At 70.6% G+C, this 25,376-nt stretch carries 25 protein-coding genes and 2 pseudogenes; 5 read left to right on the top strand and 22 right to left on the bottom strand.

The features are described from left to right. Positions 1–336: 336 nt before the first annotated feature. From OG293_RS38005 to OG293_RS37935, 15 genes and pseudogenes are all read right to left on the bottom strand, one after another. The gene (locus OG293_RS38005; protein WP_406003873.1) at positions 337–519 is read right to left on the bottom strand and encodes a hypothetical protein; all 183 of its coding nucleotides are present in this window, start codon (positions 517–519) and stop codon (positions 337–339) included. A gap of 187 nt (positions 520–706) precedes the next feature. Beyond that, positions 707–883: pseudogene (locus tag OG293_RS38000) on the bottom strand (LysR family transcriptional regulator); the annotation flags it as partial. Positions 884–919: 36 nt separating this feature from the next. Then, positions 920–2,452, bottom strand: coding sequence for a pyridoxal phosphate-dependent decarboxylase family protein (locus tag OG293_RS37995; protein WP_406003292.1), 1,533 nt, complete (start codon positions 2,450–2,452; stop codon positions 920–922). Next, the gene (locus OG293_RS37990; protein WP_406003291.1) at positions 2,449–3,399 is read right to left on the bottom strand and encodes an EamA family transporter; all 951 of its coding nucleotides are present in this window, start codon (positions 3,397–3,399) and stop codon (positions 2,449–2,451) included. The genes OG293_RS37995 and OG293_RS37990 overlap by 4 nt, the downstream gene beginning before the upstream one ends. 79 nt (positions 3,400–3,478) lie before the next feature. Next, positions 3,479–4,441 (bottom strand): quinone oxidoreductase family protein, encoded by a 963-nt coding sequence (locus OG293_RS37985; protein ID WP_406003290.1) that lies wholly within the window; start codon positions 4,439–4,441, stop codon positions 3,479–3,481. Continuing rightward, positions 4,441–5,895: a methylaspartate mutase gene (locus OG293_RS37980; RefSeq protein WP_406003289.1), complete on the bottom strand. Its 1,455-nt coding sequence runs from the start codon at positions 5,893–5,895 to the stop codon at positions 4,441–4,443. The genes OG293_RS37985 and OG293_RS37980 overlap by 1 nt, the downstream gene beginning before the upstream one ends. Then, complete coding sequence (locus OG293_RS37975; protein ID WP_406003288.1) at positions 5,892–6,353, bottom strand: cobalamin-dependent protein; 462 nt, start codon at positions 6,351–6,353, stop codon at positions 5,892–5,894. Before OG293_RS37975 ends, OG293_RS37980 begins: the two co-directional genes overlap by 4 nt. A gap of 48 nt (positions 6,354–6,401) precedes the next feature. After that, on the bottom strand, positions 6,402–7,616 hold the full coding sequence (locus OG293_RS37970) for a fatty acid desaturase (RefSeq protein ID WP_406003287.1): 1,215 nt from the start codon (positions 7,614–7,616) through the stop codon (positions 6,402–6,404). Positions 7,617–7,624: 8 nt separating this feature from the next. After that, positions 7,625–7,867, bottom strand: coding sequence for a hypothetical protein (locus OG293_RS37965; protein WP_406003286.1), 243 nt, complete (start codon positions 7,865–7,867; stop codon positions 7,625–7,627). Positions 7,868–7,934: 67 nt separating this feature from the next. Next, complete coding sequence (locus OG293_RS37960; RefSeq protein ID WP_326750727.1) at positions 7,935–8,231, bottom strand: 2Fe-2S iron-sulfur cluster-binding protein; 297 nt, start codon at positions 8,229–8,231, stop codon at positions 7,935–7,937. Between the two features lie 74 nt (positions 8,232–8,305). After that, positions 8,306–9,352, bottom strand: a complete 1,047-nt coding sequence (locus tag OG293_RS37955) for an NAD(P)/FAD-dependent oxidoreductase (RefSeq protein WP_406003285.1) — start codon at positions 9,350–9,352, stop codon at positions 8,306–8,308. Between the two features lie 151 nt (positions 9,353–9,503). Continuing rightward, positions 9,504–10,085, bottom strand: a complete 582-nt coding sequence (locus OG293_RS37950) for a TetR family transcriptional regulator (RefSeq protein ID WP_406003284.1) — start codon at positions 10,083–10,085, stop codon at positions 9,504–9,506. Positions 10,086–10,333: 248 nt separating this feature from the next. After that, positions 10,334–11,104: an SDR family NAD(P)-dependent oxidoreductase gene (locus OG293_RS37945; RefSeq protein ID WP_406003283.1), complete on the bottom strand. Its 771-nt coding sequence runs from the start codon at positions 11,102–11,104 to the stop codon at positions 10,334–10,336. 108 nt (positions 11,105–11,212) lie between these two features. Then, positions 11,213–11,911: an HAD family phosphatase gene (locus OG293_RS37940; RefSeq protein WP_406003282.1), complete on the bottom strand. Its 699-nt coding sequence runs from the start codon at positions 11,909–11,911 to the stop codon at positions 11,213–11,215. Positions 11,912–11,964: 53 nt separating this feature from the next. Continuing rightward, complete coding sequence (locus OG293_RS37935) at positions 11,965–12,690, bottom strand: ScbR family autoregulator-binding transcription factor (protein ID WP_406003281.1); 726 nt, start codon at positions 12,688–12,690, stop codon at positions 11,965–11,967. A 261-nt stretch (positions 12,691–12,951) separates the two neighbouring features. Between OG293_RS37935 and OG293_RS37930 the strand changes: the two genes are divergently transcribed. From OG293_RS37930 to OG293_RS37920, 3 genes are all read left to right on the top strand, one after another. Next, a complete protein-coding gene (locus OG293_RS37930) occupies positions 12,952–13,944 on the top strand; it encodes a ScbA/BarX family gamma-butyrolactone biosynthesis protein (RefSeq protein ID WP_406003280.1) in 993 nt (330 codons plus the stop codon). Positions 13,945–14,360: 416 nt separating this feature from the next. Continuing rightward, positions 14,361–15,149: a phytanoyl-CoA dioxygenase family protein gene (locus tag OG293_RS37925; RefSeq protein ID WP_406003279.1), complete on the top strand. Its 789-nt coding sequence runs from the start codon at positions 14,361–14,363 to the stop codon at positions 15,147–15,149. Continuing rightward, on the top strand, positions 15,146–16,240 hold the full coding sequence (locus OG293_RS37920; RefSeq protein WP_406003278.1) for an AraC family transcriptional regulator: 1,095 nt from the start codon (positions 15,146–15,148) through the stop codon (positions 16,238–16,240). The genes OG293_RS37925 and OG293_RS37920 overlap by 4 nt, the downstream gene beginning before the upstream one ends. A 91-nt stretch (positions 16,241–16,331) precedes the next feature. On the opposite strand, the gene OG293_RS37915 is transcribed toward OG293_RS37920, so the two are convergent. Further along, positions 16,332–17,948: an MFS transporter gene (locus OG293_RS37915; RefSeq protein ID WP_406003277.1), complete on the bottom strand. Its 1,617-nt coding sequence runs from the start codon at positions 17,946–17,948 to the stop codon at positions 16,332–16,334. 152 nt (positions 17,949–18,100) lie between these two features. On the opposite strand from OG293_RS37915, the gene OG293_RS37910 reads away from it, so the two are divergent. Then, a complete protein-coding gene (locus OG293_RS37910) occupies positions 18,101–18,286 on the top strand; it encodes a hypothetical protein (protein ID WP_406003276.1) in 186 nt (61 codons plus the stop codon). 126 nt (positions 18,287–18,412) lie between these two features. Here OG293_RS37910 and OG293_RS37905 read toward each other — a convergent pair whose 3' ends face one another. The 3 genes from OG293_RS37905 to OG293_RS37895 form a co-directional block, all read right to left on the bottom strand. Further along, complete coding sequence (locus OG293_RS37905) at positions 18,413–20,830, bottom strand: SpoIIE family protein phosphatase (protein ID WP_406003275.1); 2,418 nt, start codon at positions 20,828–20,830, stop codon at positions 18,413–18,415. A gap of 235 nt (positions 20,831–21,065) precedes the next feature. Beyond that, entirely contained in the window at positions 21,066–21,599 is a 534-nt protein-coding gene (locus tag OG293_RS37900) for a MarR family winged helix-turn-helix transcriptional regulator (RefSeq protein ID WP_406003274.1), read from the bottom strand. A gap of 238 nt (positions 21,600–21,837) precedes the next feature. Then, complete coding sequence (locus OG293_RS37895; protein ID WP_406003273.1) at positions 21,838–23,064, bottom strand: acyl-CoA dehydrogenase family protein; 1,227 nt, start codon at positions 23,062–23,064, stop codon at positions 21,838–21,840. 63 nt (positions 23,065–23,127) lie between these two features. On the opposite strand from OG293_RS37895, the gene OG293_RS37890 reads away from it, so the two are divergent. Continuing rightward, positions 23,128–23,955, top strand: coding sequence for an SDR family oxidoreductase (locus OG293_RS37890; RefSeq protein WP_406003272.1), 828 nt, complete (start codon positions 23,128–23,130; stop codon positions 23,953–23,955). Between the two features lie 328 nt (positions 23,956–24,283). Here the strand turns inward: OG293_RS37890 and OG293_RS37885 are convergent. From OG293_RS37885 to OG293_RS37875, 3 genes and pseudogenes are all read right to left on the bottom strand, one after another. Then, positions 24,284–24,370: pseudogene (locus OG293_RS37885) on the bottom strand (IS5/IS1182 family transposase); the annotation flags it as partial. A 116-nt stretch (positions 24,371–24,486) separates the two neighbouring features. Beyond that, entirely contained in the window at positions 24,487–24,756 is a 270-nt protein-coding gene (locus tag OG293_RS37880) for a cytochrome C oxidase subunit IV family protein (RefSeq protein ID WP_406003271.1), read from the bottom strand. 9 nt (positions 24,757–24,765) lie between these two features. Then, positions 24,766–25,371, bottom strand: coding sequence for a cytochrome c oxidase subunit 3 (locus OG293_RS37875; protein WP_406003270.1), 606 nt, complete (start codon positions 25,369–25,371; stop codon positions 24,766–24,768). Positions 25,372–25,376: the final 5 nt, after the last annotated feature.

The raw sequence follows: 25,376 nt of genomic DNA, 5'->3' as shown, positions 1-25,376 counted from the left end.
TCCCGCAGCTCAGTCTAGGTCTGAAGCAACCGCATGGCGGGAAGGGACTGCGGTGGACGAGGGCTGAGCCTTGATCCACCGACCTGATGACTGTGGATAACTCTGAGGGAAACTCGGTGCCGTTCGCGCAGAGTCGATGTCGTCCGCCACGGCCACGGCGGCCAGCAGGGCGATCCCGAGCCCGGCTGCCGCCCAGCGCTTCGCGGACTCCACGGTCCCTGACTCCAGCAGCGGCATGGGCTCCCGCCCGCCCCACAGCTCCCGTTCCAGCAGCCTGCGGCAGGGCGGCCCCGCCCTGCCGCACCAGGAGGGGCGTCTCACGCAACTGGTCCGCGGTCACCAGCCGGCGTGCGGCCAGCAGGTGGTCCGGGCAGACGACGGCGGCCAGGGGCTCGGTGCGCAGCACGACGCCTCCACGCTGGCGTGCCGGGTCTCCACGTCCATCACCAGTCCGAGGTCGAGGGCGCCCCGGCCGAGTGCCTGGACGGTCTCCTCGCCGGAACCCGGCCGCAGCACCACTTGCACCCTCCCAGGTGGCGGTGATGGAGGAACTCCAGCATCGGGGCATGTGGTAGGTCGCGATGCTCTCCTTGGTTCCGACGAGGACCCGGCCGGCCGGCTCACTGCCGCCCCTGGTCGCACTGCGGGCCTCGTCGGCCAGGGAGAGCAACTGCTCGGCGTACGGCAGGAATCGTTCCCCGGCCTGGGTAAGCCGGACGCCGCGGCCCGAGAGCCGCTCGAACAACTCGACGCCGAGTGCGTTCTCCAGGCCCCCGATCTGGCCGGTGACGCTGGACTGGGCGTAGTTGAGCTCCGCTGCCGCCCGGCTGAAGCTGAGCAGGGTGGCAGCCTTCTGAACGGCCGTGAGCTGGCGGATGTCCACGTGGTCCTCCGGGGTTGAAGTCGCCTCACCTGCCGGTCAGTCGCCGTACGTGCTCCCGTCGCCGCCCTCGCCTGGGCGGGCCTCCGCCAGTTCCCGGGCGACGGCGGCGACGTCCGCCAGCAGTTCGTCGATCTCCGCCTCTGTCGTCGCCGGATTGAGGAAGACGAGCTTGAGGTGGACCCGGGGCTCGCCGTCCGGGCCGGCCACCTTGGTGCGGGCCACGAGCGCGCGTCCCCGCGCCATGAGCGTGCGCCGGACCGCGGCGTTCCAGGCGCTCTCGTCGGCCACGCCCCGCGCGGGCGGCCGGCAGCGGAAGATCACCGTGCTGAGCAGCGGCTCGACCAGCAGGTCCAGGTCCGTGCCGGCCGTGATACGGGCCGCCGCGTACCGGGCCAGGCCGTGGCACCGGTCTACCCAGGCGCCCATGCCCTCCCGGCCCAGCGTCAGCAGGGACGCGGCTATCTTGAAGGCGTCCGAGCGACGCGTGGTCTGCATCGAGGTGCCCAGCAGCGCGGTGAAACCGGCCGCCTCGTCGTCCGCCGGGTTGAGGTACACGGCCTGCTGGTCCAGGCACCGCAGGTGCTGCTCGTCGCGGACCAGGAGCACGCTCGACGAGGCCGGTGTCCAGCCGAACTTGTGCAGGTCGAAGGCGACGGAGTCGGCGCGGTCCAGCCCGGTGAGGAGCGGGGCGAGCGAGGGGGAGAACAGCGCTCCGATGCCGTACGCCGCGTCGACGTGAAGCCACACGTCCCGCTCGGCGGCCAGGTCGGCCAGCTCGGGCAACGGGTCGAAGGAACCGCGGTCCGTCGTGCCCGCCGTCGCGACCAGGGCCAGCGGGAGCTCGTCGGGGCCGAACCGGTCGAGGACGCGGCGCGCTTCGGCCACCCGCATCCGGCCGAGGTCGTCCACCGGCACGGGCACCACGGCGTCCTGGCCGAGCCCGAGGAAGCCGGCCGCGCGGGCCACGGAGAAGTGGGCGGCCGCCGAGCACAGGATCCTCGGCCCGACCCGCAGACCCGGCAGGCCCGAGCGGGACACCTCGCCGCTCTCCCGCAGCGCGTGCTCCCTGGCGACCAGCAGGCCCATCAGGTTGGAGATGCTGCCGCCCGGTGTGAGGGTGCCCGAGGCCCCGGCGCCGAAGCCGGCCCACGACGCCATCTCCGCGATCAGCCGCCGCTCCAGCTGCAGGGCGAAGGGACCGCTCTCCCAGGAGTGCAGGGACTGGTTGAGGGCGGCGGCGAGCAGCTCGGCGGCGACGGAGGCGGCCGTGGGCGCGCACTGCATGCGGGACACGGCGGCCGGGTGTGCGAGGTCGGCCGCCCCGGCGGCGTACGCCTCGAACAGCTCGGTTACGCGCCGGGCGCTCGGGCTCTCGGCCAGGAACGCTCCCCCGTCGAGGAACCGGCCCATCGCGTCGGCCGCCGCCCCGGGGCCGCCGGCCGCGACCGGCCCGCCCCGCTTCAGAGAGGCGTCGTGGAGCGCGCCGAGCGCGGAGTCCACCAGCGTCCTCAGCTGTTCGAGGCCTTCAGGCCGGCCGGCCAGCGCCGCGTTCCTGCCCGTGTCGATCATTGGCGGAGTCCTTGCTCTCGTGAGTCCGGTATGTCTCGTGAAGTGGCGTCCCGAGGGGCGCCGCGCGTGCCGCGGATGACGCCGATCGACGCGACGACGACGGCCGCGAGGCCCAGCGTCTGCAGCGGCGAGATGGTCTCGTGCAGGACGAGCAGGGCGACCAGGGCGCCGATCGCCGGTTCCAGGCTGAGCAGCACCCCGAAGACGAGCGCGGAAACCCGGCGCAGCGTCTCCATCTCGCAGGTGTACGGCACCAGGGACGACAGCATCGCGACGCCGAAGCCGAAGGCGAGCACCGCTGGGTCGGCCAGCGCGGAGCCGCCCTCGGACAGCCCGGCCGGCAGCACGCACAGCGTGCCGAAGGCCATCGCGAGCGCGAGTCCGTCCCCGCCGGGCAGCAGCGCGCCGACCCTGGCCGACAGCGGCACGTACGCGCCCCAGAACACCGCGCAGGCCAGGGCGATGAGCAGCCCGGTGATCCCGGCGGCGCCGCCCTGCCAGCCGAGGAGTGCGATGCCGCACCCGGCGAGCACCGCCCACAGCCGGTCGCGGGCCCGACGTGAGGACAGGGCCGCGACGGTGAGGGGCCCCGCCATCCCGACGGTCAGCGCGACCCCGACAGGCATCCGGGCCATGGCCAGGTAGAAGCACAGATTCATGCCGGCGATGGCGATGCCGAGGACGGCGACCGCACTCGCCGTGCGCCGGTCCAGGCGCGGCGACGGCCGCCAGAACAGCAGCAGCACCACTGCGGCGAAGCCGAGCCGTAGCACGGTCATAGCGGCGGGTCCCACGGTGCCGAACAGTTGCTTGGCGAAGGCGGCCCCGAGCTGGGTGCTCACCATCCCGACCAGCATCAGCATCGGCGCCGGGACCGCCCCGATGCCCCGGCGGGCGGTGCCGCCGGACGGGGCCGCGGTCACCTCGGTGCCTAAGTCGACGCTCATGATGTCGTCCTTCCTCCGCTTCGGGAGCGGCTGTGGGTACGGCTCGGGGTACGGCTGGTGGCGGGGTCCGGTCGGTGCGTCACGGCGTGAGGAGGACCTTGCCGGTGGTGGCCCGGCTCTCCAGCAGGGTGTGGGCCCGCGCCGCCTCGGCCAGCGGCAGCCGTTCGCCGGCGCCGGGACGGACCACGCCGTCGGCGACGTGCGCGAAGAGCTCGGCGGCCGCCGCCCTGAGCGAGGCCGCGTCCGGGACGTGGTCGGCGAGGGTGGGCCGGGTCAGGTACAGGGAGCCCGCCGTGCGAAGCAGTTCGACGTCGACCGGCGGGACCGGGCCGCTGGACAGCCCGCACACGGCGAGGGTGCCCCGGCGGCGCAGTGCCCTGACGCTCTCCTCGAACGTGGCCGCGCCCACCGAGTCGTAGACCGCGTGCGCGCCCTCGCCGCCGGTGAGTTCGCGCACCCCGGCCGAGAAGTCCCCGTAGGGCAGGGCGTGGTGGGCGCCCGCGGCCAGGGCCGCCTCTCGCTTCTCCGTGGTGGAGGCGACGGCGATGACCCGCGCGCCGCGGTGTGCGGCCAGCCGCACCAGGAGCTGCCCCAGCCCCCCGGCGGCGGCCAGCACCACCACGGTTTCGCCGACCGCCACAGGGTGCGTGGTACCGCTGAGGTACAGCGCGGCGAGCCCCTGGAGCAGGACCGCTGCCGCGTCGGGCAGAGTGACGCTGTCGGGAACGGGCACCAGCTTGGGCTCCGGGACGGCGGTGTACTCGGCGTAGGCGCCGAGCTGGGTGGCGTACGCGACCCGGTCGCCCGGGGCGAAGTCCGTGACGCCGTAGCCCACGGCGGTGACCACTCCGGCGGCCTCCTGGCCGGGGACGAACGGGCAGGCCGTCGGGTAGGTGCCGTCGCGGAAGTAGACGTCGATGAAGTTGAGGCCGACGGCCTCGTTGCGGACCACGACCTGGCCGGGCGCGGGCTCGGGACGGGGCAGGTCGGTGACGGCGAGGGCGTCGGGTCCGCCGGGGCGGGTCACCTGCAGGGCACGCATCAGTTCCTCGATTCGCCGGGTGCGGTGGGGGTGGCGGCCGTCGCGTTCCGGGACCGCTCGGGTCCGTGGGCGCCGGCGTGCGGCTCGGACTCGCGGAAGAGCCCGCGGAAGTAGTTGATGTCGCCGGTGAGGCCCGCCATCAGGGTGTCGATGCCCGGTTCGCCGGGGCCGTCCACGGCGTGCAGCAACTCCTCGTTGCGGCGCAGCCGGGCCGGGGCGAACGGCAGGGCGCCGACGGTCCGGTAGCGGATGGCACCGGTGGCGTCGCGCCGCGGGATGACGTCGGAGCGGGCGGAACGGCTGGCGCTGAACGGTATGTCCAGCCGCCCCTCGGCGAACGCCTCGACGACCGCCTCGATCAGATCGGGGCGCTGCAGCAGCGGCTCGACGAGATCGGCGACCTCGTCGAGGATCCACCCCTGCTCCTCGGTGACCTGGCCGTCGTCGACGGTGACGAAGTCCAGCAGCGGCGAGTTGGCCCGGCCGGCCAGCCGCAGACCGGCCACGTTGGCCGCGGTGTCGGGGATGCCGTACGCCTCCTGGTACGTCTTGGTGATCAGCTTGGAGGCCCCGCCGAGCCGGGCCGCCAGCGCCCCGTAGAGGATGAGGTCCTCGGCGTTGTCGCGCTTGCGGGGGAAGACACCCATGAACTCGTGCAGCACCGCGTGGACCTGGACGCCGGCCGGGAGGTAGCGCTCGGCGAGGACCGGGATGCTGCGCAGGGCCGCGACGTCCTGGACGAGGTGCCCGCCCTGCGGGTAGGCCACGGACACGCAGCGGACACCGGCCCGGGTGGCGAGCACCGCCTCCAGCACGCTGACGGCGAGGCTGATCGACGGCGGCACGAGCACCGCGGTCAGGGTGCCGAACAGCTCCCGGTCGACGATCACCCCGTGCTCGGCGAGTTCGCCGCAGGCGCGGTCCACGTCCTGCCAGGCCGTCAGGGACTCGGCGAGCGGCACGGCCTTGGAGTAGGGCAGGTTGTACGAGATGCCGCCGCCCTCGAACGAGGTGATGCCGGAGGCGACGGAGACGTCGAAGAGGAGGCGGGCGTCGGGGGATCCGTGCCGGATCTCCAGCGGCGCGTCGACCAGTTCGTTCAGTTCACGGCCGCGCTGCCAGCCGTGGGCGACCAGCGGGTAGCCGTTGAGGTCGGCCGGCCGCAGGTGCAGGGTGCGGCGGGCCTCGCCGAACCGCTTGAGGCGGGTGTGGGAGTCGATGGTCAGCGTCAGGATGTCGGGGCGGGCTTCCTCCTCCAAGGTCGTCAGAAGCCGCTTCATCTCCTCGTGGCCGCCGACGCCGCAGCGCGGCTGCAGGGCCACCCGGCCCCGGTCCTTGCAGTCCTGGAGGATCTCGGCGGCGGTGGGCTTGCCGAGTGCGGCGATGTACGCGGCGGACTGGGACGGCGTGGGCAGCGAGGTCGCGCCGGCGGACGGGACGGACGTGACGCTCATGACGCCGCCAGGTCGGTGAGCCGGGCACCGCGGCGGGCGATCCGCAACCGGTCGAGCAGGCGGGGCAGTTCGGCGGCGTCGGACAGGATGTGGTCCACTCCGGCGGCGTACAGGCGGTCGTGGGCCGAGGCGTCCTTGTGGCTGCCCACGGAGAGGTTGCCGCCGACGACGACCGGGCAGGTGATCCGGCCCGACCGCTTGGCCTGGTCGAGTCCGCGCAGGTCCTCGTGGACATGGCCGTTGAGGCTGCCGATGACGACGGCCTCGGCGTGCGGGTACTGCTCGCAGGCCTCGGCGAACTCCTCGACGGCCGTGCAGGTGCCGAGGTTGACGACGTGGTAGCCGAGGCCGCGCAGGGAGTGGGCGATGAGGTGGTTGGCGACCGCGTGGCTGTCGCTGGCCGCCACGCCGAGGACGACCGTACGAGGTGCGGAGTGCTGGTTCGGCGGAGTACGCATCGAGCTTCCTGGTTCGGGGTCGTTGGTGGGGTGCGGGTGGCTGTGCGGTCAGTCGTCGAAGGCGGCGAAGAGCTCCCGCTTGCTCACGGACCTCAGCCGGTCGACGTCGAACTCCTCGGGGTCGGCGGCGGCGAGCGAGTCGAATACGTGGCTGATCGCGGACACCAGACCCCAGACCTCGTGGTAGGGCGGCTGCCCCGGCGCGAGGCGTGCGGCGTCCTCCTGGCGGGCGAAGACGTAGTTCGGCCAGTCGACGGCGCGCGGGTGACGGTGGTGGAAGTCGTGGACCACGGTGTCGCCGGTCAGCACGAGGTAGCGGGACGGGGCGTGCAGGAACAGCAGCCGCAGGGTCCAGCGCGTCCACGCCAGGGCGCGGCGCCCGGCGGGCATCTGCGGCGCGGGGGTCGGGTCGCCGAGGAAGATGGCGATGGTCAGCGAGGCGAAGTATGCCCGGCTGCGCCGGTCCTCGAGGCCGGGCTCGGGGAAGGTGTGCTTGACGCACAGCCTCAGGGTGTTGCTGACCTGGAACAGCGGGACGAGCGGCACGAACCAGACGACGAGCAGGGCCGGCCAGGTGCCGGTCGCCGCCGTGACGAGGGCGAGTGTGCCGTAGAGGGTGAGGGCCGCCACCTTCTCGGTGCGCGCCGACTCGCTCCAGAAGGAGCGCACACGGGAGACGGCGAAGGCGAAGTGGAAGCGCGGGGATACCAGTTTGCCGAGGAGCCGGCGCCACATCCGGCGGCGGGGCATGCCCGGGTGCAGGCCCAGGCTGACCAGGAAGGCCTGGACCGTGGGGTCCTTCAGCGTCATGTGGTCGAGCGCGTGGTGGTCGCTGACGTGCTCGCGGCTGTAGCGCTGCAAGTTCTGGATGATCAGGAGGCTGGACACGGCGTGGCCTATGGCCCGGTCCGGCTTGCGGCGGCGGTACATGTTCCGGTGCGAGCACTGGTGGTAGATCATCATCCGCAGGTTGCGCATCCCGTGCAGCGTCACCGCCCAGCCGGCCGCGAGCAGCAGCAGGAACGGCCCGCCGAGGACGTAGGCCAGCGTGCTGACGAGGACACCGGCGACCATCGACGTCGTGGCCGTCACCAGGTGGAAGGTGGGCGTCCAGCCCGGGGACCGCTGGCCGGGCAGTGCCTTGCCCGTGAGGATCGTCAGCGGGAACTGGAGGAATCCCGGGAGCACGGTCATGGACTCGCGCGGATCACGGGCCGCGGCGGCGGGCGGGGCCAAGGTGCCTTGCTGGTCGAGCAGTGCCATCGGGGCTCCTAGAGGGAGGAGAGAGTGGGGAAGGGCGCGCTGTTCAGCCGGACACCGACGGAGCAGGCGACGGGCGCGGACCGGTCGGGGGCCGACATGAGGGCACGGGCGTCCTGCCGGGTGAGGACGACCTCGATGTGGTCGGCCTTCTCGGGCCGCAGGCCGGTCTCGCGGATCGCGATCCGGAACGAGACGGTGCCGTCGGCGTCCACGGAGGACGTGACCGTGCCGTCCACGACGCCGGGGATCACGGTGTGCTGGTGCAGGGGATTCCTCGACGGAGGTGGTGGGGCGAGGCGGTGTCGTGCCGGCCCGCGCTCACTGCTGTGCCACGCGGACGGTCGCGGCGCCCAGGAGGCGGCACTGGCAGGCGAGCCGGTGGTTCCCGTCGGCCCTGCCGAGGTCCTCGAGGAAGTCCGTCTCGTCGGGATCGGCCTCCCCGAGCGACGCGGAGCCGTCGAGGACTTCGATGACGCAGGCGCCGCAGGCCCCTGAGCGGCAGCCGAACGGGATCAGCTGTTCCGGCCTCTCGTACTCGATGTCCGTGAGGCAGGAGCCCTCGGGCAGCAGGATCTCCACCCTGTCGGGCATGAGGGTGAGCTTGTTGAGCGGCATTGCTGTGCGGCCCCCTTGAGGCGGGTCGGACATCCCGGCGCGCGGGACGCGATGCGGTGACCGAGGCGCCGGTGCTACGCGGCCGACGCGGACGGGACGGCTGCGAGGTCGCGCGCACCGGGGAACGCGTCGGAGGAGTGCTCGGGCGCGAGCCGTACGCCGGGGCGCAGGGCCACGGCCGCGTGGTTCACGGCGTTGCCGGCCTCGCCGAAGCCGACGGTGATCAGCGGGACGCGGCCCGGGTAGGCGCACACGTCGCCGACCGCGTGGACGCCGGACAGGTTGGTGCTCATGGACCGGTCGACCCGGATCCTGCGGTGCTCCAGGTCGATTCCCCACTCGGCGACGGGACCGAGGCCGGAGGTGAAGCCGAGGGCGGCGACCAGCGCCTGCGCCGGCAGCGTGAACGCCTCGTCGCCTCGCCGGATCTCGACCCGTTCGAGCCGCTGGGTACCGTGGCAGGCGACCACCTCGGCCTCGGTGACGACTCGGACGGCGGAGGCGTACAGCTGCCGCACGCTGTACTCGTGGGCGCGGAAGGTGCCGCGCCGGTGGACGAGGGTCGTGCTGCGGGCCAGCGGGGCCAGGGCCAGTGCCCAGTCGACGGCACTGTCGCCGCCGCCGACCACGACCACGTCCCGTCCTGCGTGCGCCTCCGGGCGCGGGACGTGGTAGGCGACGCCCCTGCCCTCGTACGGCACCGAGCAGGGCAGCCTGCGGGGCACGAACCTGCCGAGCCCGGCGGCGACCACCACGGCTCCGGCGTCCACTCTGCCGCCGTCGTCGGTGCTCAGGGTCCAGCCTCCGGTTCGGCGGGCGAGGCCGACCACCGTCCGGCCGAGCAGGTACCGCGTACCGAACGGGGCGGCCTGCTCCAGCAGGTTGTCGATCAACTGCCGCCCCTTGACGGCGGGGTGGCCGGCCACGTCGTACAGCAGCTTCTCCGGATAGAGAGCGGACACCTGGCCGCCGGGCTCGTCGAGCGCGTCGACGACCACCGCCGACAGGCCGCGGAACCCGGCGTAGTACGCGGCGTACAGCCCGGCGGGTCCCGCGCCCACGACTGCGACGTCCACCGCCGCCTCGGCGGGCCGGCCGACGGCGCTCACGACTGCTGGCATCTCACGCTCCCCCTGCCTCGATTGACGCGTATCTGTCGATACGCGATGCGAGGGCGGTGCGCGCCCTCACACCAGGAAACCATACCGAATACTCGCTATGTTTTTCTAGGCTGGGTCGTTTCTTGCTGAAACAGAACGATCGAGAGCCGGGTCAGCCGCCCTGAGTCGCCGCGCCGTCGAGGACCAGCCGCCAGATCCCCTCCACCTGGTCGGCCACCTTCCCGGCACCCGCACCGACCACCGGCGCTCCCGCGCCGCGTATCTGCGCCTCAGCGCCCGTCAGCAGGTACCTGACGAGGGCGGTCACCGCCTCGGGGCGGACCGCGAGCCGTGGCCGGCCACCCTCGCGGGCGCGTTCCAGCAGGTCCTGCACGGCCGGCAGCCAGACCTGCGTCCACCGGTCCGGCTCCTCCGGCCGCTCCCTGGCGAGCCGCGCGGCCGAGCGGGCGACGACGCTCTCCTCCAGCAGTCCGGCGAGCCCGACAGTGAGCTCGGCCACCGCGCGCAGCGTGGGCTCGCGCGACTCCAGGACCCGGCCCACGAGCGTCCGGGCGATCGCCCGGCCCTCCTCCTGGAGCGCGTCCGCCAGGGCGGCCTTGGACGGGAAGTGAAAGGTCAGCGCCCCCATCGAGACGGATGCCGACGCGCAGATCCGGGACAGCCGGGCTCCTTCGTAGCCGACCCGGTCGATCTCCAGGGCGGCGGCCTGGACGAGCCCTCTGCGTGTGCGCACCGCCCTCTCCTGGACAACCATCTCCTCGTTCCTCCCTCGGGGGCCGAGCCCCGGCCGGGCCGTGTGGGCCTGCCGGAGACATCCCCACTTTTTCCGCAGAAAGAAAAGCGATCGTTCGCTATTCTTTCACGGGAAGGGGGCGCTGCCATCCCCGAGACAGGGACTCTTCGGGATCCGAGGGTGCGGGTGCCAGCCCGTACGCCTGGCCCGGCTGGGCGGCCCGGCCACAGGCGCACGGCGTCGCACGGCTACACCGCGGTCGAACCGCCGTCGACGGCCATCGCCGTGCCGGTGACGAACGAGGAACGGTCGCTGCACAGCCAGGCCGCGGCCTGGGCCACCTCGGCCGGCGCGGAGATCCGCCGCTGCACCGAGTCGGCCATGAAGACCTCCTCGAGCTCCGGGCACGCCTGCAGCACGCCCTCCATCATCTCGGTGCGAGTGCTGCCCACGACCAGCGCGTTGCAGCGGACGCCCCGCTGCCCGTAGTCCAGCGCGGCCGCCCTGGTCAGTCCGATCACCGCGTGCTTGGCGGCGACATAAGCGGCCGAGGCGCCGGTGGCCTTCATCCCGGCCACGCTGGACGTGTTCACCACAGAGCCCCCCGAACCCGCGAGCATCGCCGGTATCTGGTGCCGCAGACAGTTCCATACGCCGCGCAGATTGACGTCGACGGTGCGCTCGTACGTCGCGTCGTCGATCTCGTGCAGCGGCGTCCCCGCGGTGGCGTAACCGGCGTTGTTGAACGCCGCGTTCAGGGTGCCGAAGGCGTCGACGGCGACCGCCACCGCCCGTTCGGCGTCGTCCGGGTCCGTCACGTCGCCGGCCGCCGCGACGGCCCGCCCCCCGCCTGCGCGGATTTCCGCGACGAGGTCGTCCAGCCTGTCCTTGCGCCGGGCGACGACCACCACCGCGGCCCCCTCCTCGGCGAACAGCCGGGCGGCCGCCGCCCCGATGCCGCTGGACGCCCCGGTGATCATGGCCACCTTGCCGTCCAGCAGCCGCCCTGCACCACTCATGCCCACTGTGCCCCCTTGCCGTCGTGAAGTCGGTTGCCTGCGCGCGAGGTCCGCGCCCCGCGCGGGCACGGACCTCGCCGTGTGCCTCGTGGAACGCGGTGCCGGCCGTCAGGCGGCCCAAGCCGTGCCGGCCGCCGCCTCGCTGTCGAGCGTCCGCAGCAGGTCCTCGTCGATCGCGTGCAGCGAATCCACCAGGTGACGCACCCCGGCCTCGCGCATCAACTGCCGCTGGAAGCTGTGCTCGAAGCGGCTCGGGTGGCCGACGAACGGCATGCCGAGCAGCCGCGCCTCCTCGGCGACCCGGGCGACGTCGTCGACGATCAGAACCTCGTCGTGCTCGACCCCGAAGTACTCGGTGGCAATCTCGTGCAGGCCCGGCCGGAAGGAATCGGTGCAGATGTAGCCGGGCGCGTCGAACAGTGCCGCGTGCTCGCCGAGGAAGGCGTCGAAGTGGTCCTTGCCCAGACCGCCGTAACAGACGGTGCGCAACCCCAGGCCGCGCAGCAGCCCCACGAGGGCGACAGCGCCCTCGTTCACCCGCACCGGACGGGTCCTCAGATACCGCGCCCGTTCCTCGAAGTACGCCTCCAGCGCTTCCTCGCCGCTCATCGAGCCACCCCCCGCCTCGGCGAGCAGCCGCCCCGCGACCGCGCGGGGCTGGGAGAAGATCGTGCGCTCCAGCTCGGCGGTGTACACGCAGCCGCGGCTCACCAGGAAGTGGTGGAGGACCGGACTGAAGGTGTCGTTCAGCATGACGCCGTCGATGTTCACCGCGCCCAGGCGCAGATGCGCCAGACCCTGACTCATGTGATCCCCCTCGGTGAGACCGCGGGCTCGGCCGCGGTACTGGAAGCACGGCCTCAGCCGGCCGCGCCGGTGCTCTCCCCGCCTGCGGACTCTTCGACGCCCTCCGGGACCTTCCCGTTCGCGGCGGCGGCCGCGGTGCTCGCCGCCCGGAGCAGGTCCCGGATCCGGTCCGGGTTCACCTCGGTGCGGGCGACGACGGCCGGGACTGCGACCCCGGGCAGCAGCAACCGCCACATCCGTACCGCGCGGCCGGCGAGGTCCGCCCGCGCCTCGCTGGCGACGGCCGAGTACATCTGCATGCCGGTGCACGCCTCGACCACGAACTCGGCCAGCTCGGCGGGCTCGACGCCGGCCTGCAACTCGCCCTTCGCGCGGGCCGATTCGAGGCACTCGGTCATGATCTGGCTCCACTCGTGGTACGGAGTGGCGTCCTTCACGCCGAACGAGCCCTGCTCGCCGGTGAGGCGCACGCCTGCCCGCAGAAGCGGGTCCACCCGGAGCTGGTACGCCCAGACCATGGTGATGTCGACGAGCCGCTGCAGTCCCTCGGACTCCAGCCACGGGATGATCGACTGGGGCTGCGCGTTCATGACCGCGCGCGCCAGTTCCTCCTTCGAGTCGAAGTGGAAGTAGAGGGCCCCGGCGGTCAGTCCGGCCTTCTTGAGGATGCGGCTGATGCTGGCGCCGGCGAAGCCCACCTCGTCGAAGATTTCCGCAGCCGCGCGGAGCAGCGACTCACGGGTCTGGACAGCACGCTCTTGCTTCGGCCGCTGAGCCATCGGAACCCCCAAAGAAACAGAACGTTCCCTACGCTACCCGCCTGATCGCCACCAGGCCAGCCGCATCGGAACGCCGCCTCCCACTTGCCCGCGATGAACGGACCCTTCGTACTTTCTCCTCAGCGTTTTACTCATCGCTGACTGTTCCTTTGCTGCAAGAAAGCCTAAAACAAAACGAGCACTCTTTATTTTCTTCGAGGGACGAACACCTGTACGCACGTCACAACGGTGCACAGCACACACTTCCTTGGGGGATTCCACATGTCGATCACCGCCTCGAACCCGGCGACACACACCTCGTTCGCCACCGCGGTTCCTCGCGAGTACGTGCACAAGTCGGCGCAGTCCGAGGTCCTGCTGACCGGCTGGAGCCCCGCCGGACCGGACCGCCACCGCGTCACCGCCCGGTGGCCGACCACCCACCCCTTCTACGGGCCGGTGGGAGGGTTCCACAACCCGATGCTCGTGGCGGAGTCGGTCCGCCAGAGCGTGCCGCTGCTGAGCCACGTCGCCTACGGCGTCCCCTTCGGCCACCGGCAGGTGTGGAGCCGCTTCCGGTACGAGATCGACGCGGCCGCGCTGGCGGTGTCGGACGCCCCGGCCGAGGTGGAAATGCGGGTCACCTGCCCGGATGTGGTCCGTCGCGCCGGCCGGCTGGTCTCCGTCGACATGCGGGTCGACCTGTCCGTCGACGACCGCCCGCTGGGCACCGCGTTCACCCGCTTCGCCGACCTGCCGCCGGCCGTCTACCCACGGCTGCGCGGCCCCTACGCCGACATCGACGAGGCCTACCGGCGCGCCATCCCCCTCGCCCCGCCGACCGCGCCGGCCTCGGTCGCCCGGACCGGGTTCGCGAACGTCGTGCTGTCCCCGACCAACTCCCCCGCACTCCATCAGCTGCGCGTCGACCTCACCCATCCGGCGCTCTTCGACCACCCGGTCGACCACGCCCCGGGCATGCTCCTGCTCGAAGCGGCCCGACAGGCCACCCACGCCCAGGCCCACCCACGGCCGGTGATCGCCACGGCCATGGAGGCTGAGTTCGCCCAGTACGTGGAACTCGACGCGCCCTGCTGGATCCACGTCGGGCCCTCCGGTGTGGAGTCCGGCCGCGGCGACGGCGGCCTGCCCGGCGACGGCCGCGGACCCGTGGACGACGGCCCTGGTACGGCACTGGTGCGCGTCACGGCGGTGCAGAACGAGGCCTGCGCGTTCACGGCGACCGTGACGCCGACGCCGGTTCCCCGGGCCTGACCCCCGGGCCGGGCCACGGCGACGGCGCGGGCGTCAGGGAGCGGCGGGCAGCCGCACGGCCACCACGGCCACGTCATCGTCACCATCGACGGTCAGCAGTTCGGCGAGCAGCTCGTCGCAGAAGGCCTCCTGCGGGGGCAGGTGGTGCAGCGTCGATCGGTCGAGCCTCGGTCCTAGCCCAGGGCGAGTGGCACCCTCTGGGCCGGATCATCGAGCGCCCGATGACGAGGGCTGCGTGAGGGTCACCACCCCGCACATCAAGCAGTTGGAGAAGCTCGTCGGGAGCGGTACCTCGACGGGACAGGCGACTCGGCCGCCTGGGGACCGTTCGGGCGGGTGCCAATGTCCGGATAGCCCACCGGTCTGTCCGCATCGCCCCTCGGCCCGGCCCGTCCCCCGCGCCTACCGTCGAGGCCATGACCGAACCCCTTAGCCCAGACGACCTCGCTACGTACCACGAGAACGGCTTCCTCCTCGTCAAGAACCTGATCAGCAAGCAGGAGGCGCGGGCGATGCGGGAGGAGTGCCATGCTCTTGCCGCCCGCCTCAACTCCGATGTCGACGCGACCTGGGCCAGTGCGCGCGCCATCGCGGGCACGCCCGCCGCACGAACTGCCCTCAAGCACGCCCACGACACCCAGTTCCACTCGGCCGCATTCGCCCGGCTGCTGGTCGACCCCCGGTTCACCGATGTCGCGGCGGCGCTGCTCGGCGGGCCCAACGTCCAACTGCACCACACCAAGATGTTCATCAAACCGCCGGAGACCGGCTCGCCGTTCCCCCTGCACCAGGACCACCCCTTCTTTCCGCACGCCAAGCACACCGTCGCCGCCGCGGTCTTCCACTTCGACGACGCTCCAGAGGAAAACGGCTGCATCCGGGCCGTCCCCGGCAGCCACCGCAACGGACCGCTGCCCCACATCGAGGGCGGCAGCTGGCACCTGCCACCCGACACCTGGCGGATTCAGGACGCCCAGGCATGCCCGGCCGAAGCCGGAGACGTCCTGTTCTTCACCTACCTCACCGTGCACGGCTCGGGGCTGAACACCTCCTCCGAGGCCCGCACCACCTGGCTGGTACAGTTCCGCGATCCGCAGGACCGGCCCACCGCAGACGAGCACACCTGGTCCCTCGGCCAGGGCATGATGCTGCGCGGGATCGACCCCAGCGCGCGCAGGACAGACGGGACGGACGAGCCAAGGTGACCGAACTGGCCCGGGCGGGCGCCACCATTCCCCTGCTCAACACCGTGCGGCTGGGTGTCACCTTGGCCGGACAGCGCATCGAGTTCCTCGACTGGGGCTTCTACCCGCCCGAGCCATGGCGCAACTACTGGCACAGCCACTCCTACTACGAGCTCTGCTACGCCTACACCGGGCGCGGAACATTCCGGACCGCGGTGCAGGAGTACCCGGTCGGGACCGGCGAGCTGTTCGTGGCCCGCCCCGGCGACATCCACGAGATCACCACCGACGCCCTCGACCCGCTCGGCATCGTCTTCTGGTCCTGGACGATGGTCCCCGAACGCGGTCCACGCGGCACCAGACCAGATTCCTCCGACACCCTCGCCCTGCTGGACGCCTTCGCGACCGGCCCGCGCCAAGTCGTCCCAGCCGCCGCAACCCCCCTCCCCCGACTGCTGGCGACACTCGCCGAGGAGGCCGCGACACAGGGACCCGGCAGCACCGACCTGCTGACCGCCCTCGGCTCGGCACTGATACTCGGCAGCGCCCGCGCCATTGCCGACCACTCCGCCGCCCCGCACCCGGTCCCACCACCAGGCGGACGCGCGGCGGCGGCCGTGGCAAGGATGACCCGCTACCTCGACGACAACTTCGACCGCCCGGTGCGGGTGCGAGACGTCGCCGCCCAGGTCCATCTAAGCGAACGTCACGCGGCACGGCTGTTTCACCAGGCGGCCGGATTTACGATCAACGCCTACCTGACCCGCTATCGGCTCGGCGTCGCCGCGCAGCGTCTGGCTGATCCCGCCCTGCGCTCGCTGTCCGTCGCGGCAATCGCCCGCTCCTGCGGCTATTCAGACGCCCGACACTTCAGCACCGTATTCCGTCGGCATTGGGGCGCACTCCCGACGCAGGTGCGGGCGGGCAACGGCACCACACACCTCGTCGGGGCAGATGTGCCTCCGATGTCAATGGCCTTGAAGTACGGGCTGTCCGCTCACCCGGACGTCCCACTGTCCGTGGACAAATGGAACAGCACCGGCAGCTCGTCCTCCGGTGCGCTCAGCACCACGTCCGCGCGTAGCGAGCCTTTGGCAGGACGGCACTACTGAGCTTTTCGGTTCGGGAACGTGCGGCGTCCGTCGGCGCAGCCGGTGCCACGCTTTGGCGCATACGTCCGGCACTTGACTTGGCCATCCGTGACTACGCCTCGGTCGAACGGGGCTGGGTCGTCGGGATCCGGTGCGTGAAGAACATGGCGAGGAGAGCGGTGAGGGCGAGGATGGCGAGTGCGGCACGCAGTCCGTCGAGCCGGGCTTCGACGTTCGCGTCGAGCGCGGCCTGGGTCACCTCGGCGCTGATGCCCGCTTCATCGAGGGCGGCTTTGAGCTGGGCATCCGACAAGAAAGGCACGCCGCTTTGGAGTTGCACGGTCGCCTGGCTCTTGACGTCGGCCGGGACCGCCGGATTCTGTTCGACGCTGGTGAGGAACGAGGACGTGAGCGTCGCGATCATGATCGACCCGGCGAGTGCCGTACCGATCGAGGCACCGAGGTTGGTGACGGCGTTCTGGACGCCGCCGACTTCTGCGCTCTGTTTCTCCGGCACTGCGGACACAGTGACCGACCCAAGCTGGGAGGCCAGTGCGCCCACACCGAGGCCAATCAACAGAAGGGGGATGGTGACGATTTCCGCACCGGCGTTCGCGTCGAGCGCGGCCATCAGGACCACCGCCCCTGTGAGCAGTGCGAGGATCCCGAGCCGCACCACCCGCCGTGGTGAGATGTCCGGGAGGAAGCGTGGGATCAGGATCGCGGCCGCGAGCAGCGTCAGCGAAAGCGGCAGGAGGCGGGCACCGGTCTTGAGTGCGGACAGTCCCAGGGCGACCGACAGGTACAGCGGTACGACGAAGAACACGCCCATCTGCACGAGGTACTGGAAGAAGAACATCGTCAGGCCGCCGGTGAGCTGCTTGTTCTCCAGCATGGCGGGGTCTACGAGTGGCTCCCTGCGCCGTTCCACGAGGTGGGCTTCCCAGCGGAGGAAGAGCCAGATCAGAAGCAGACCCGCCAGCATCAGCCACACGACCAGTGAAATCCCTAGCCATGACGGCGCGTCGGGCTTGGGCCGGAACCAACCCCATTCGTCCGAGCGGAGTACCGCGTAGACGAAGATCCCGAGTCCAAGGGCAGAGAGGATGACGCCGACGAGATCGATGCGCGGGCGTTCGCCGATCGGCACGGAAACGATGCGGCGGGCGAGAACCAGGATGCCGAGCACCACCAGAACTTCACCGGCGAAGACCCACCGCCAGGAGAAGTAGGTCGTCGCCACACCCCCGATGAGCGGCCCGAGCGCGATCGCCACGGCCCCCGCTGCGGCGACGAGTCCGTAGGCGGCGGGACGGCGTTCAGCGGGGAAGTTGCCGGCCACGAGCGCCACGATCGCAGGCAGGATGAGCGACGCCCCGACGCCCTCGAGGAACGACCAGCCGAGCAGCAGCACGGGCAGGTTGGGTGCCAGGGCAGTGGTGAGGGAGCCACAGCCATAGATGACGCAGCCGACCATGAACGCGCGTTTGCGGCCGATCAGCGCCCCGACTTTGCCGCCGGGGATCATGAACATTGCCATCACGAGGGTGTAGGCCGTGATGGCGCCCTGGATGCCCGTCACCGTGGTGTCCAGGTCGTCGGCCACTGTCGCGATGGATACGTTCATGACAGAACTGTCGAGCGCCATCAGGAACTGACCGGCCGCGAGTGTCAGCAGAACGAGTCGCGCCTTGGTCGAGCCTTCAGGGGTGCGTGTCCTCGGCGGCATGGGCGGATCATCCCAGTTGCACTTGAGCAGGATCCGCGACCCGCCGCGAGCGTCAACCGGTTGGCAGGCGTGAGGTTTGACGACGGCGGGGGCGGCGAAGGCCAGTACCGCCCCACCAGTGGTACCTATGGCCGGGCGCCAGGTCCCGCACGTTGCTGCAGGATCAGGCCGTGGTCCCCGTCTGCGGCGACGCCACCAGGATGGCGCCCGAGGTACGGCGTGCCCTCACCGGCATCTTCGCCAGCCGCACCGGCACATCGGCCGGCGACGCAGATGCCTGGTTCACCGGACTGCGCCAGGCGAACCGCTTCTTGGAGGACATCTGGGGCGCGGACTGACCAGCCCATGGCAACAGGGGTGCCGCCGTCCAATTGCTTGAGCTGTGCGCAATGACACTGCCGACGACAGCAGGATCCCGGGGCGTCCTGGTCCCGCGTGGCCAGCTGGACGGAACTCGCGGGTGATCAAGCGGCTTGGGCTTCATCGTGTTTGGTCGGGGGGAGGGTCTGTTCGGCCCAGATGGTCTTGCCTCGTGCGGCGTATCGGGTGCCCCAGCGGCGAGTGAGCTGGGCGATGAGGAAGAGACCCCGGCCGCCTTCGTCGGTGTCGTACGCGTGGCGCAGGTGTGGGGCGGTGCTGCTGTTGTCGGTGACTTCGCAGATGAGGGTGAGGTCGCGGACGAGGCGTAGGTGGATGGGGCCGTCGGCGTAGCGGATGGCGTTGGTGACCAGTTCGCTGACGATCAGTTCGGTGGTGGGCTCCAGTTCTTGCAGGCTCCAGTTGGCGAGTTGCCGGCGGGTCAGCGTGCGGGCGGTGGTGACGACTGCGGGGTCGTTTGGCAGGGTCCAGGCCGCGACTTGGTCTTCGCCGAGGTCTTTGGTGCGTGCCAGCAGCAGGGTGATGCTGTCCTGCCCGTTGTCCTGCTGTGCGCGGACCAGGGCGTCGCAGGTGTCTTCCATGGGCCGGTGGGGGTTGGCCAGGATCTGCTGCAGGCCGGCCGGCACGGTCTGCGGGTCTCCGTGTTGGACGAGGCTGCTGGTGGACAGGACGATGGCGCTTGCCTGCGGTAGTTCCACTTCGAGGGTCGTGTAGGGCGGACGGCCGCTGCCCAGTGGTGGGCCGGACGGGACGTCGGGCAGTTCCACCGTGCCGTCGGGCTTGATGATCACGGGTGCCAGGCCGCCGGCCCGGGCGAAGGTGCAGCGTCGGGAGATGGGGTCGTAGACCGCGTAGAGGCAGGTGGCTCCTGCCAGAGGTGTCCCTGCCGGGGTGTCGTCGGGAGGCCGGGCATCGGCCTGGCCGGTCACCAGGTCGTTGAGCTGGGCGAGGAGTTCGTCGGGGGCCAGGTCCTGTGCGGCCAGGGTGTTGATGGCGCTGCGCAGCCGGCCCATTTCCGCCGCTGCCTGCATGCTCTGCCCGACCAGGCGGCCCACCACGAGTGCTACCCGCGCGCCGGAGAGCGGGATGACATCGAACCAGTCCCCGACGTTGCGGGAGGGCTCGTGGCGCCAGGCCACCTCCACCGCGTTCTGGGCCGGGACGCGCCGCGGCAGCAGGCTGCGCTGCAGGATGAGTGCGGCGCTTCGCTCGCGTGTGTACTGCCGCGCATTGTCGATGCAGACGGCCGCCCGGGCGGCGAGTTCGGTGGCGAGGGTGAGGTCGTCCTCCTCGAAGGGATCGGTGGTCCTGGTGGTCCGGTAGAAGCTGGCGATGCCGAGCATCACACCGCGGGCGGTGAGTGGTACGACCATCATGGAGTGGGTGCCGGCCCTGCGCACGAGTTCGGCCCGGTGAGGCTCAAGGGTGGACCACTGGCGGTCGGCTTTGAGGTCGCGCAGCAGGCGGGGCCGCAGGTCTGTCAGGCACGCGGTGAAGAACGGCGGGTAGGTCGGGACCAGTTCGTCCGGAGCGTATACCGGCTGGACGTCCAGCCCTTCGGCAGCATGGAATGCGGCGCGGCGCACGAGCGCCTCGGCGCTCACCGGCCCGGGCGGGGACGCCTCACCGTGGAGCACATCGTCCAGGACGTCGACCGCCACGACATCGGCAAGGCCCGGCACCGAGACCACGGCCAGCTCCTTCGCCGTCGTCATCACGTCCAGCGTCGTACCGATCCGGGTGCCCGCCTCCACCAGCAGAGCCAGGCGCATCTGTGCCCGGTGCCGCTCGGACACGTCCTCCGACGTGAGGCACACCCCCAGAACGCTTCCGTTCTCATCCTTCAGCGGCAGCAGCGTCACCGAGTACACGTGATCGTGATCAGGATCGGACGGGGGGCGGCCGATGTGTTCGTAGTCGGTCACCGGCTCACCGGTCTCCAGCACCGACCGGATGACGCGCTCCGCAGCGTCATCGATCACGCCCGGTGCCACCTCACGAGCGAGGCGCCCGATGGCCTCCTGGCCCACCGCCCCCTGTGCCCCCGGCCCGGCAAGAGTCAGCCGCAGAACCCGCAGCCCGGGGTCGAGGACCTGCACACCCAGCGGGGACTCGGTCAGCAGCGCCCTCAGCAGCGCCGTATCAAGCACCTGCTCATCGGTGCCGTCCACGGCCTTCAGAACCACTGCCCAGCCCACAGTGCCCTCTGCCACCAGGAGACGCACCTGCACCCGGACATCAAGGAGGCGCCCGTCCCGATGCCGGGCAGCCAACCGTTCACCAGGGCCCGGCACCTCCCGGATAAGGCCCGCGGACGCCGACCGCTCCCCGGCAGACAGCAGCGCCGTCACAGGACGGCCCACGACCTCATCCGCCGGATAGCCAAGCAGCTCCTGCGCCTGCACACTCCACTCGGCGATAACACCCCGCCCATCCAGCACAACCCGTGCACCACCCGCCGCAGACCACCCACGGAGCTCAGAGCTGCCCGGTCGCGCGTTCATGATCGACTCCTCCAGGCCGCTTCCCCCCGCCGCCCCAGGCAGCGAGGCCAACAGCCCCATTCCACCGCAGACAGCCACCAAGCGCCGCTCAGGACAGCCGACCACACCCACTCCAGTCGGCGAATGCGCCCCGGGTCGGTGGACGGACGACCTCGGGGCCGCTGTCTGCCGCCGTCGCGCGCACCTGTTCAGCAGCCGCACAGACCGTCTGCGCCTGCCCTCACCGGCCGCGCTCCTAGCTGTCCTCCGAGGGCCCCACCCGTGAACCAGCGCCCTGCATCTTCCCTGCCCCGGCCTGGTCGCGGACAGCGTCGAACATAGGGGGGAGAGTGGGGCCGGACGCCAGCTCGTTCATCATCCGATGCAACGCCTGGCGGTCGGCGGCACTCAGGTCGGCCAGGACGTCCGAATCGAGACTGATGAGCCTTCGGTTGGCGCCGGCAAGGATCTCGCGGCCGGCGTCCGTGGTCCTCACCACGTACCGGCGCCGGTCGCGGGCATCCCTCTCCCGTACGGCGTATCCAGCCCGCTCCAGGTCGTCCAGACTGGTGACCATGGTGGCCGGGTCGATGCGCAGGTACGTGCCGAGTGCCAGCTGCGACATGGAGCCGTTGTCGGCCAACGCCTGCAGCACGCTGTAGTGGCGCACCCGCAGCCCGAGATCACCGAGGCCGTCGTCGGCAATCCGGAATGCCACCTGCCCGATCTTGGTCAACAGGCAGATCGTGTGCTCGGCCACAGTCCCGGGGACCAGCGGCGCCTCGGACATCGTTCACCCCACCCATAATTAGCTGTGCATACGATGTGGTCCATCGTACCGGGAACGCATTCTCCATCCCGCGGTGCGCCCGGCCGGCGAGCGGGTGTGCAGCGACGTCCGGGGTGCCACCAGACCGCGATGTCCGGGGTGCCACCAGACCGCGACGCCGGCTGGGCATACGCGATCTGCCCGGCCCGCAGGAACCACATCGTTCACACGTGACGTCCACAGCGATGCTGCGGGCTGTTCAGCCGATGACGTCGCGGCCGAAGATCTGGCGGGCGATGACCCACTTCTGGATTTCGTTGGTCCCTTCGTAGATCTCACCGATCTTGCTGTCCCGGTAGATCGCCTCGACGGGACCGGGGCTGCCGTCGGCGCCCAGTTCGCGGGCGAAGCCGAGACCGCCGAAAGCCTGGACGGCATCGCGCGCCATGTCCACCGACAGCTTGGTGGCGTAGTACTTCGCCATCGCGGCCTCGGGCTCCGGAGACGGGTTGCCGGCATCCAGGCGCTGGGCGGCCTTGGTGTAGAGGGTGCGGGCGTTGTCGATCTCGGTGGCCCGTTCGGCAAGCAGGAACTGCCAGTGCTGGTTGGCGGCCACCGGCTTGCCGAAGGCGTGTCGCGTCGACAGATGGGCCACGGTGAGGTCGAAGGCGGCCTGTGCCATGCCGACTCCGGCGGCCGCGATGCCGATCCTGCCGTAGGTCAGAGTGGACAGCGCGTGGCGCAGTCCGTGTCCCTCGGCGCCACCGAGGAGATCGTCGTCGGACAGGTGCACATTCGTGAAGCGGATGTCCGCGGTGAGCTGGCCGCGGTTGCCCATCTTGCGGTCGGCGAGACCGACTTCCACGCCCGGAAGTGCCGTGTCGACGATGAACATGCTCAGCCGCGTGCCGGTCCGGGCGAGAACCACCACGAACCCGGCGACCGGAGCGTTGGAGATCCACCGCTTGTGGCCGTTCAGTACCCAGCCAGCCTCGGTACGTATGGCCTCGGTCTGAACCGCCTGCGGAGACAGGTCGCTGGAAGCATCCGGCTCGGTGGTGGCGAACGCGCCGACCAGCGTTCCGTCGACCACCTTGGGCAGCCATCGCTTGCGCTGTGCTTCGGTGCCCTGGTTGAGCGCGTTGCCCGCCAGGATGCAGTGCACGTCGAAGACGGCCGCGACGCTGCTGGAGTAGTAGGCCAGTTCTTCGATAGCCGCAGCGGTGGCGGTCGCCGGATGGATCAGCCCGTCGCCGCCGACGTCGCCGGGGAAGGGGATCCGGAAGACCCCTGCCTGTGCAAGCGCCTCGAACACCTGCCGGGGAAAACCGTCCGTGCGCTCGTCGCCTCCCGCGATCGCCGCGGCGTGCGGAGCCACTTCGCGCTCCGCGATCCGGCGCACGGCGGCACGAACGGACTGCGTCTCTTCAGGGGCGAGGAGCTCGTGGTAGAGCCGGTCGCTCTGGCGTGTGGGAGTCAAAGTCATGCGTAGACTATATCATTAGCAATGCATATCATTAGCTCCCCAATTGATTTTGGAGGTTCGACCATGACACAGACGCTGGTCGGCAGGACCATCTTGATGTCGGGAGGCAGCCGCGGCATCGGACTCGCCATCGCCCTGCGCGCGGCCCGCGACGGTGCGAACGTGGTGATGCTCGCCAAGACCGCGGAGCCGCACCCGAAGCTCGAAGGCACGGTGTACACGGCGGTCGAAGAGGTTGAGCGCGCGGGCGGCAAGGGACTGGCCGTCGTCGGCGACGTCCGCAACGAGGAGGATGTGCGCACCGCCGTCGATGAGGCGGTCAGGGCCTTCGGCGGCATCGACATCGTGGTGAACAACGCCAGCGCGATCGACCTGTCGCCGTCGGAGCAGCTGGAGATGAAGCGGTACGACCTGATGCAGGACATCAACACGCGTGGCACGTTCCTGCTGAGCAAGACCGCGGTCCCGCACCTGCGCGAGGCGGACAACCCACACATCCTCACGCTCTCCCCGCCGTTGAACCTCGCGCCGTACTGGGTGGGGAAGCATCTCGGTTACACGCTGTCGAAGTACGGCATGAGCCTGTGCACCATCGGGCTCGCCGAGGAACTCGCCGCCGACGGCATCGCCGCCAACTCGTTGTGGCCGCGAACCCTGATCGACACAGCCGCCGTACGCAACGTGGTCGGCGGCGCCGGGCAAGCCCGCAGTCCCCAGATCATGGCCGATGCCGCGTACGCCATCCTCACCCGCAACGCCCGGGAGTCCACCGGCAACCTGTACATCGACGACGAGGTGCTGGCCGCCGAGGGTGTCACCGACCTGTCCGTCTACACCCCCGACGGCTTCAGCGGCGAGCTCGCACTCGACATCTTCGTCGACCCGGCCTGATCGCCAGTCAGCTCGGTGAGGTGTTCCGTGATGCGGTGAAGGGGACGGTCCCATCTGCCCACAGCATGGGCGGGCACACCGTGCGGTGCGCCGGCCCATGCTGCTGGACCGACCGGGCCTCGGATGCGATGGCCCGCCCGGGCGCCGAATCGCCCCGCAGGTCACGTCGCGCGGAGGATTGCCGTCCAGGTATGCCGTGGTGCTCTCCATCGCGGCCGTGGCGATCCGGGGCACGGTGTCGCGGGTGACGCCCGCGAGGCACTCGTGTGGGCCTGGGCGTTCACCGACCCGACACTCAGTGGTGCCGCCCTCGCCGATCCCGAACCTGGCGGCGATCTCCGAGTACATGCATGAGCATCGTGACCCACTCCACGAGGGCGTGCGGGAGGTCGAGTGTGGCAGGACAGACGACCATTGAGGCCCCCTGGCTGGTGACTTGAGACGTGAGACATCTCGTTCAACAGCCCGAGGGCCTCGTCTGTCACGTCCGGCGGCCGTCACCCGATCGGTGGCCATCTTGAAGACGCTCGGTTATGCGAAGAGGAACAGGCCGATGGTCGCTGCGCAGACTGCGGCGCACCAAGCCTCAAACAGGGCACGAAGTACAGTCGGAGCACGTCGTAGGTCCATGAAATGGAGACCGACGAGCCTGGCCTTGAAGAGCGCGAAGACGAGAATGACGACGCTCGCGGGTCGATGGCCGCCAGTGCCAAATCCGTGCGTCGTACCCAGCATCCAGGACAGCGTCGTGAGCGCGACCAGGACTGCCCATACAACGGTGGCTTTCGTCCGCAGCAACACGATTGTCACTCACCTCACCAGGAATACGAGCGGGAAGATGATGAGCCAGAGCAGGTCGAGCATGTGCCAAAAGCATGCGCCGCCTTCGAAAAGCTTGTATTGAGCGGTGGTGAGCTCGTGCTTTCTCGACAGTGTCAGCAGCACCGCGAGCAGGATCAGCCCCGCGCACAGGTGCGCGAGATGCAGGCCGGTCAGCGTGAAGTAGTGCACGAAGAAGGAGTTCATGTGCGACGTGATGCCGGCACTGAACAGGTGGTGATACTCGATCGCCTTGATTCCGACGAAGGCCAGTCCGAGCGCGATCGCACCGACGAGGAGCCACGGTGCGTAGCGGCGCTGTGGGGTGCGCACGACACGGGTCGCAAGGACGACGAGGACGGAACTGGACAGCAGCACAAGGGTGTTGATCGTGGCGAGATTACCGTTGAGGGTGCTCTGCGAGGCTGCGAACAGAGCAGGATGCTGGCCGCGCTGCTGCAGGTACGCGAGGAACAAGACCGCGAAGACTGTCATGTCGCCGAGCAGCATGATCCAGAGACCGGTCTCGCCGGGAATGTGCCGTGCGGACGAGGCCCGCGGTGGCGGCTCGGCGGGAACGTCTGTCGTGGTCGCCATCTGTG

This window comes from Streptomyces sp. NBC_00829, assembly GCF_045161795.1.
Classification (GTDB): domain Bacteria; phylum Actinomycetota; class Actinomycetes; order Streptomycetales; family Streptomycetaceae; genus Streptomyces.
This window is presented reverse-complemented; position numbering and strand designations above follow the sequence as displayed.

Excerpts from the sequence above, each read along its gene's own strand:
- OG293_RS37975 (WP_406003288.1), bottom strand. The coding sequence starts at position 6,353 with ATGCGTACTCCGCCGAACCAGCACTCCGCACCTCGTACGGTCGTCCTC.
- OG293_RS37940 (WP_406003282.1), bottom strand. The coding sequence starts at position 11,911 with ATGAGTCAGGGTCTGGCGCATCTGCGCCTGGGCGCGGTGAACATCGAC.
- OG293_RS37970 (WP_406003287.1), bottom strand. The coding sequence starts at position 7,616 with ATGGCACTGCTCGACCAGCAAGGCACCTTGGCCCCGCCCGCCGCCGCG.
- OG293_RS37935 (WP_406003281.1), bottom strand. The coding sequence starts at position 12,690 with ATGGCTCAGCGGCCGAAGCAAGAGCGTGCTGTCCAGACCCGTGAGTCG.
- OG293_RS37915 (WP_406003277.1), bottom strand. The coding sequence starts at position 17,948 with ATGCCGCCGAGGACACGCACCCCTGAAGGCTCGACCAAGGCGCGACTC.
- OG293_RS37995 (WP_406003292.1), bottom strand. The coding sequence starts at position 2,452 with ATGATCGACACGGGCAGGAACGCGGCGCTGGCCGGCCGGCCTGAAGGC.
- OG293_RS37895 (WP_406003273.1), bottom strand. The coding sequence starts at position 23,064 with ATGACTTTGACTCCCACACGCCAGAGCGACCGGCTCTACCACGAGCTC.
- OG293_RS37890 (WP_406003272.1), top strand. The coding sequence starts at position 23,128 with ATGACACAGACGCTGGTCGGCAGGACCATCTTGATGTCGGGAGGCAGC.
- OG293_RS37980 (WP_406003289.1), bottom strand. The coding sequence starts at position 5,895 with ATGAGCGTCACGTCCGTCCCGTCCGCCGGCGCGACCTCGCTGCCCACG.
- OG293_RS37930 (WP_406003280.1), top strand. The coding sequence starts at position 12,952 with ATGTCGATCACCGCCTCGAACCCGGCGACACACACCTCGTTCGCCACC.
- OG293_RS37960 (WP_326750727.1), bottom strand. The coding sequence starts at position 8,231 with ATGCCGCTCAACAAGCTCACCCTCATGCCCGACAGGGTGGAGATCCTG.
- OG293_RS37875 (WP_406003270.1), bottom strand. The coding sequence starts at position 25,371 with ATGGCGACCACGACAGACGTTCCCGCCGAGCCGCCACCGCGGGCCTCG.
- OG293_RS37990 (WP_406003291.1), bottom strand. The coding sequence starts at position 3,399 with ATGAGCGTCGACTTAGGCACCGAGGTGACCGCGGCCCCGTCCGGCGGC.
- OG293_RS37905 (WP_406003275.1), bottom strand. The coding sequence starts at position 20,830 with ATGAACGCGCGACCGGGCAGCTCTGAGCTCCGTGGGTGGTCTGCGGCG.
- OG293_RS37900 (WP_406003274.1), bottom strand. The coding sequence starts at position 21,599 with ATGTCCGAGGCGCCGCTGGTCCCCGGGACTGTGGCCGAGCACACGATC.
- OG293_RS37945 (WP_406003283.1), bottom strand. The coding sequence starts at position 11,104 with ATGAGTGGTGCAGGGCGGCTGCTGGACGGCAAGGTGGCCATGATCACC.
- OG293_RS37985 (WP_406003290.1), bottom strand. The coding sequence starts at position 4,441 with ATGCGTGCCCTGCAGGTGACCCGCCCCGGCGGACCCGACGCCCTCGCC.
- OG293_RS37955 (WP_406003285.1), bottom strand. The coding sequence starts at position 9,352 with ATGCCAGCAGTCGTGAGCGCCGTCGGCCGGCCCGCCGAGGCGGCGGTG.
- OG293_RS37925 (WP_406003279.1), top strand. The coding sequence starts at position 14,361 with ATGACCGAACCCCTTAGCCCAGACGACCTCGCTACGTACCACGAGAAC.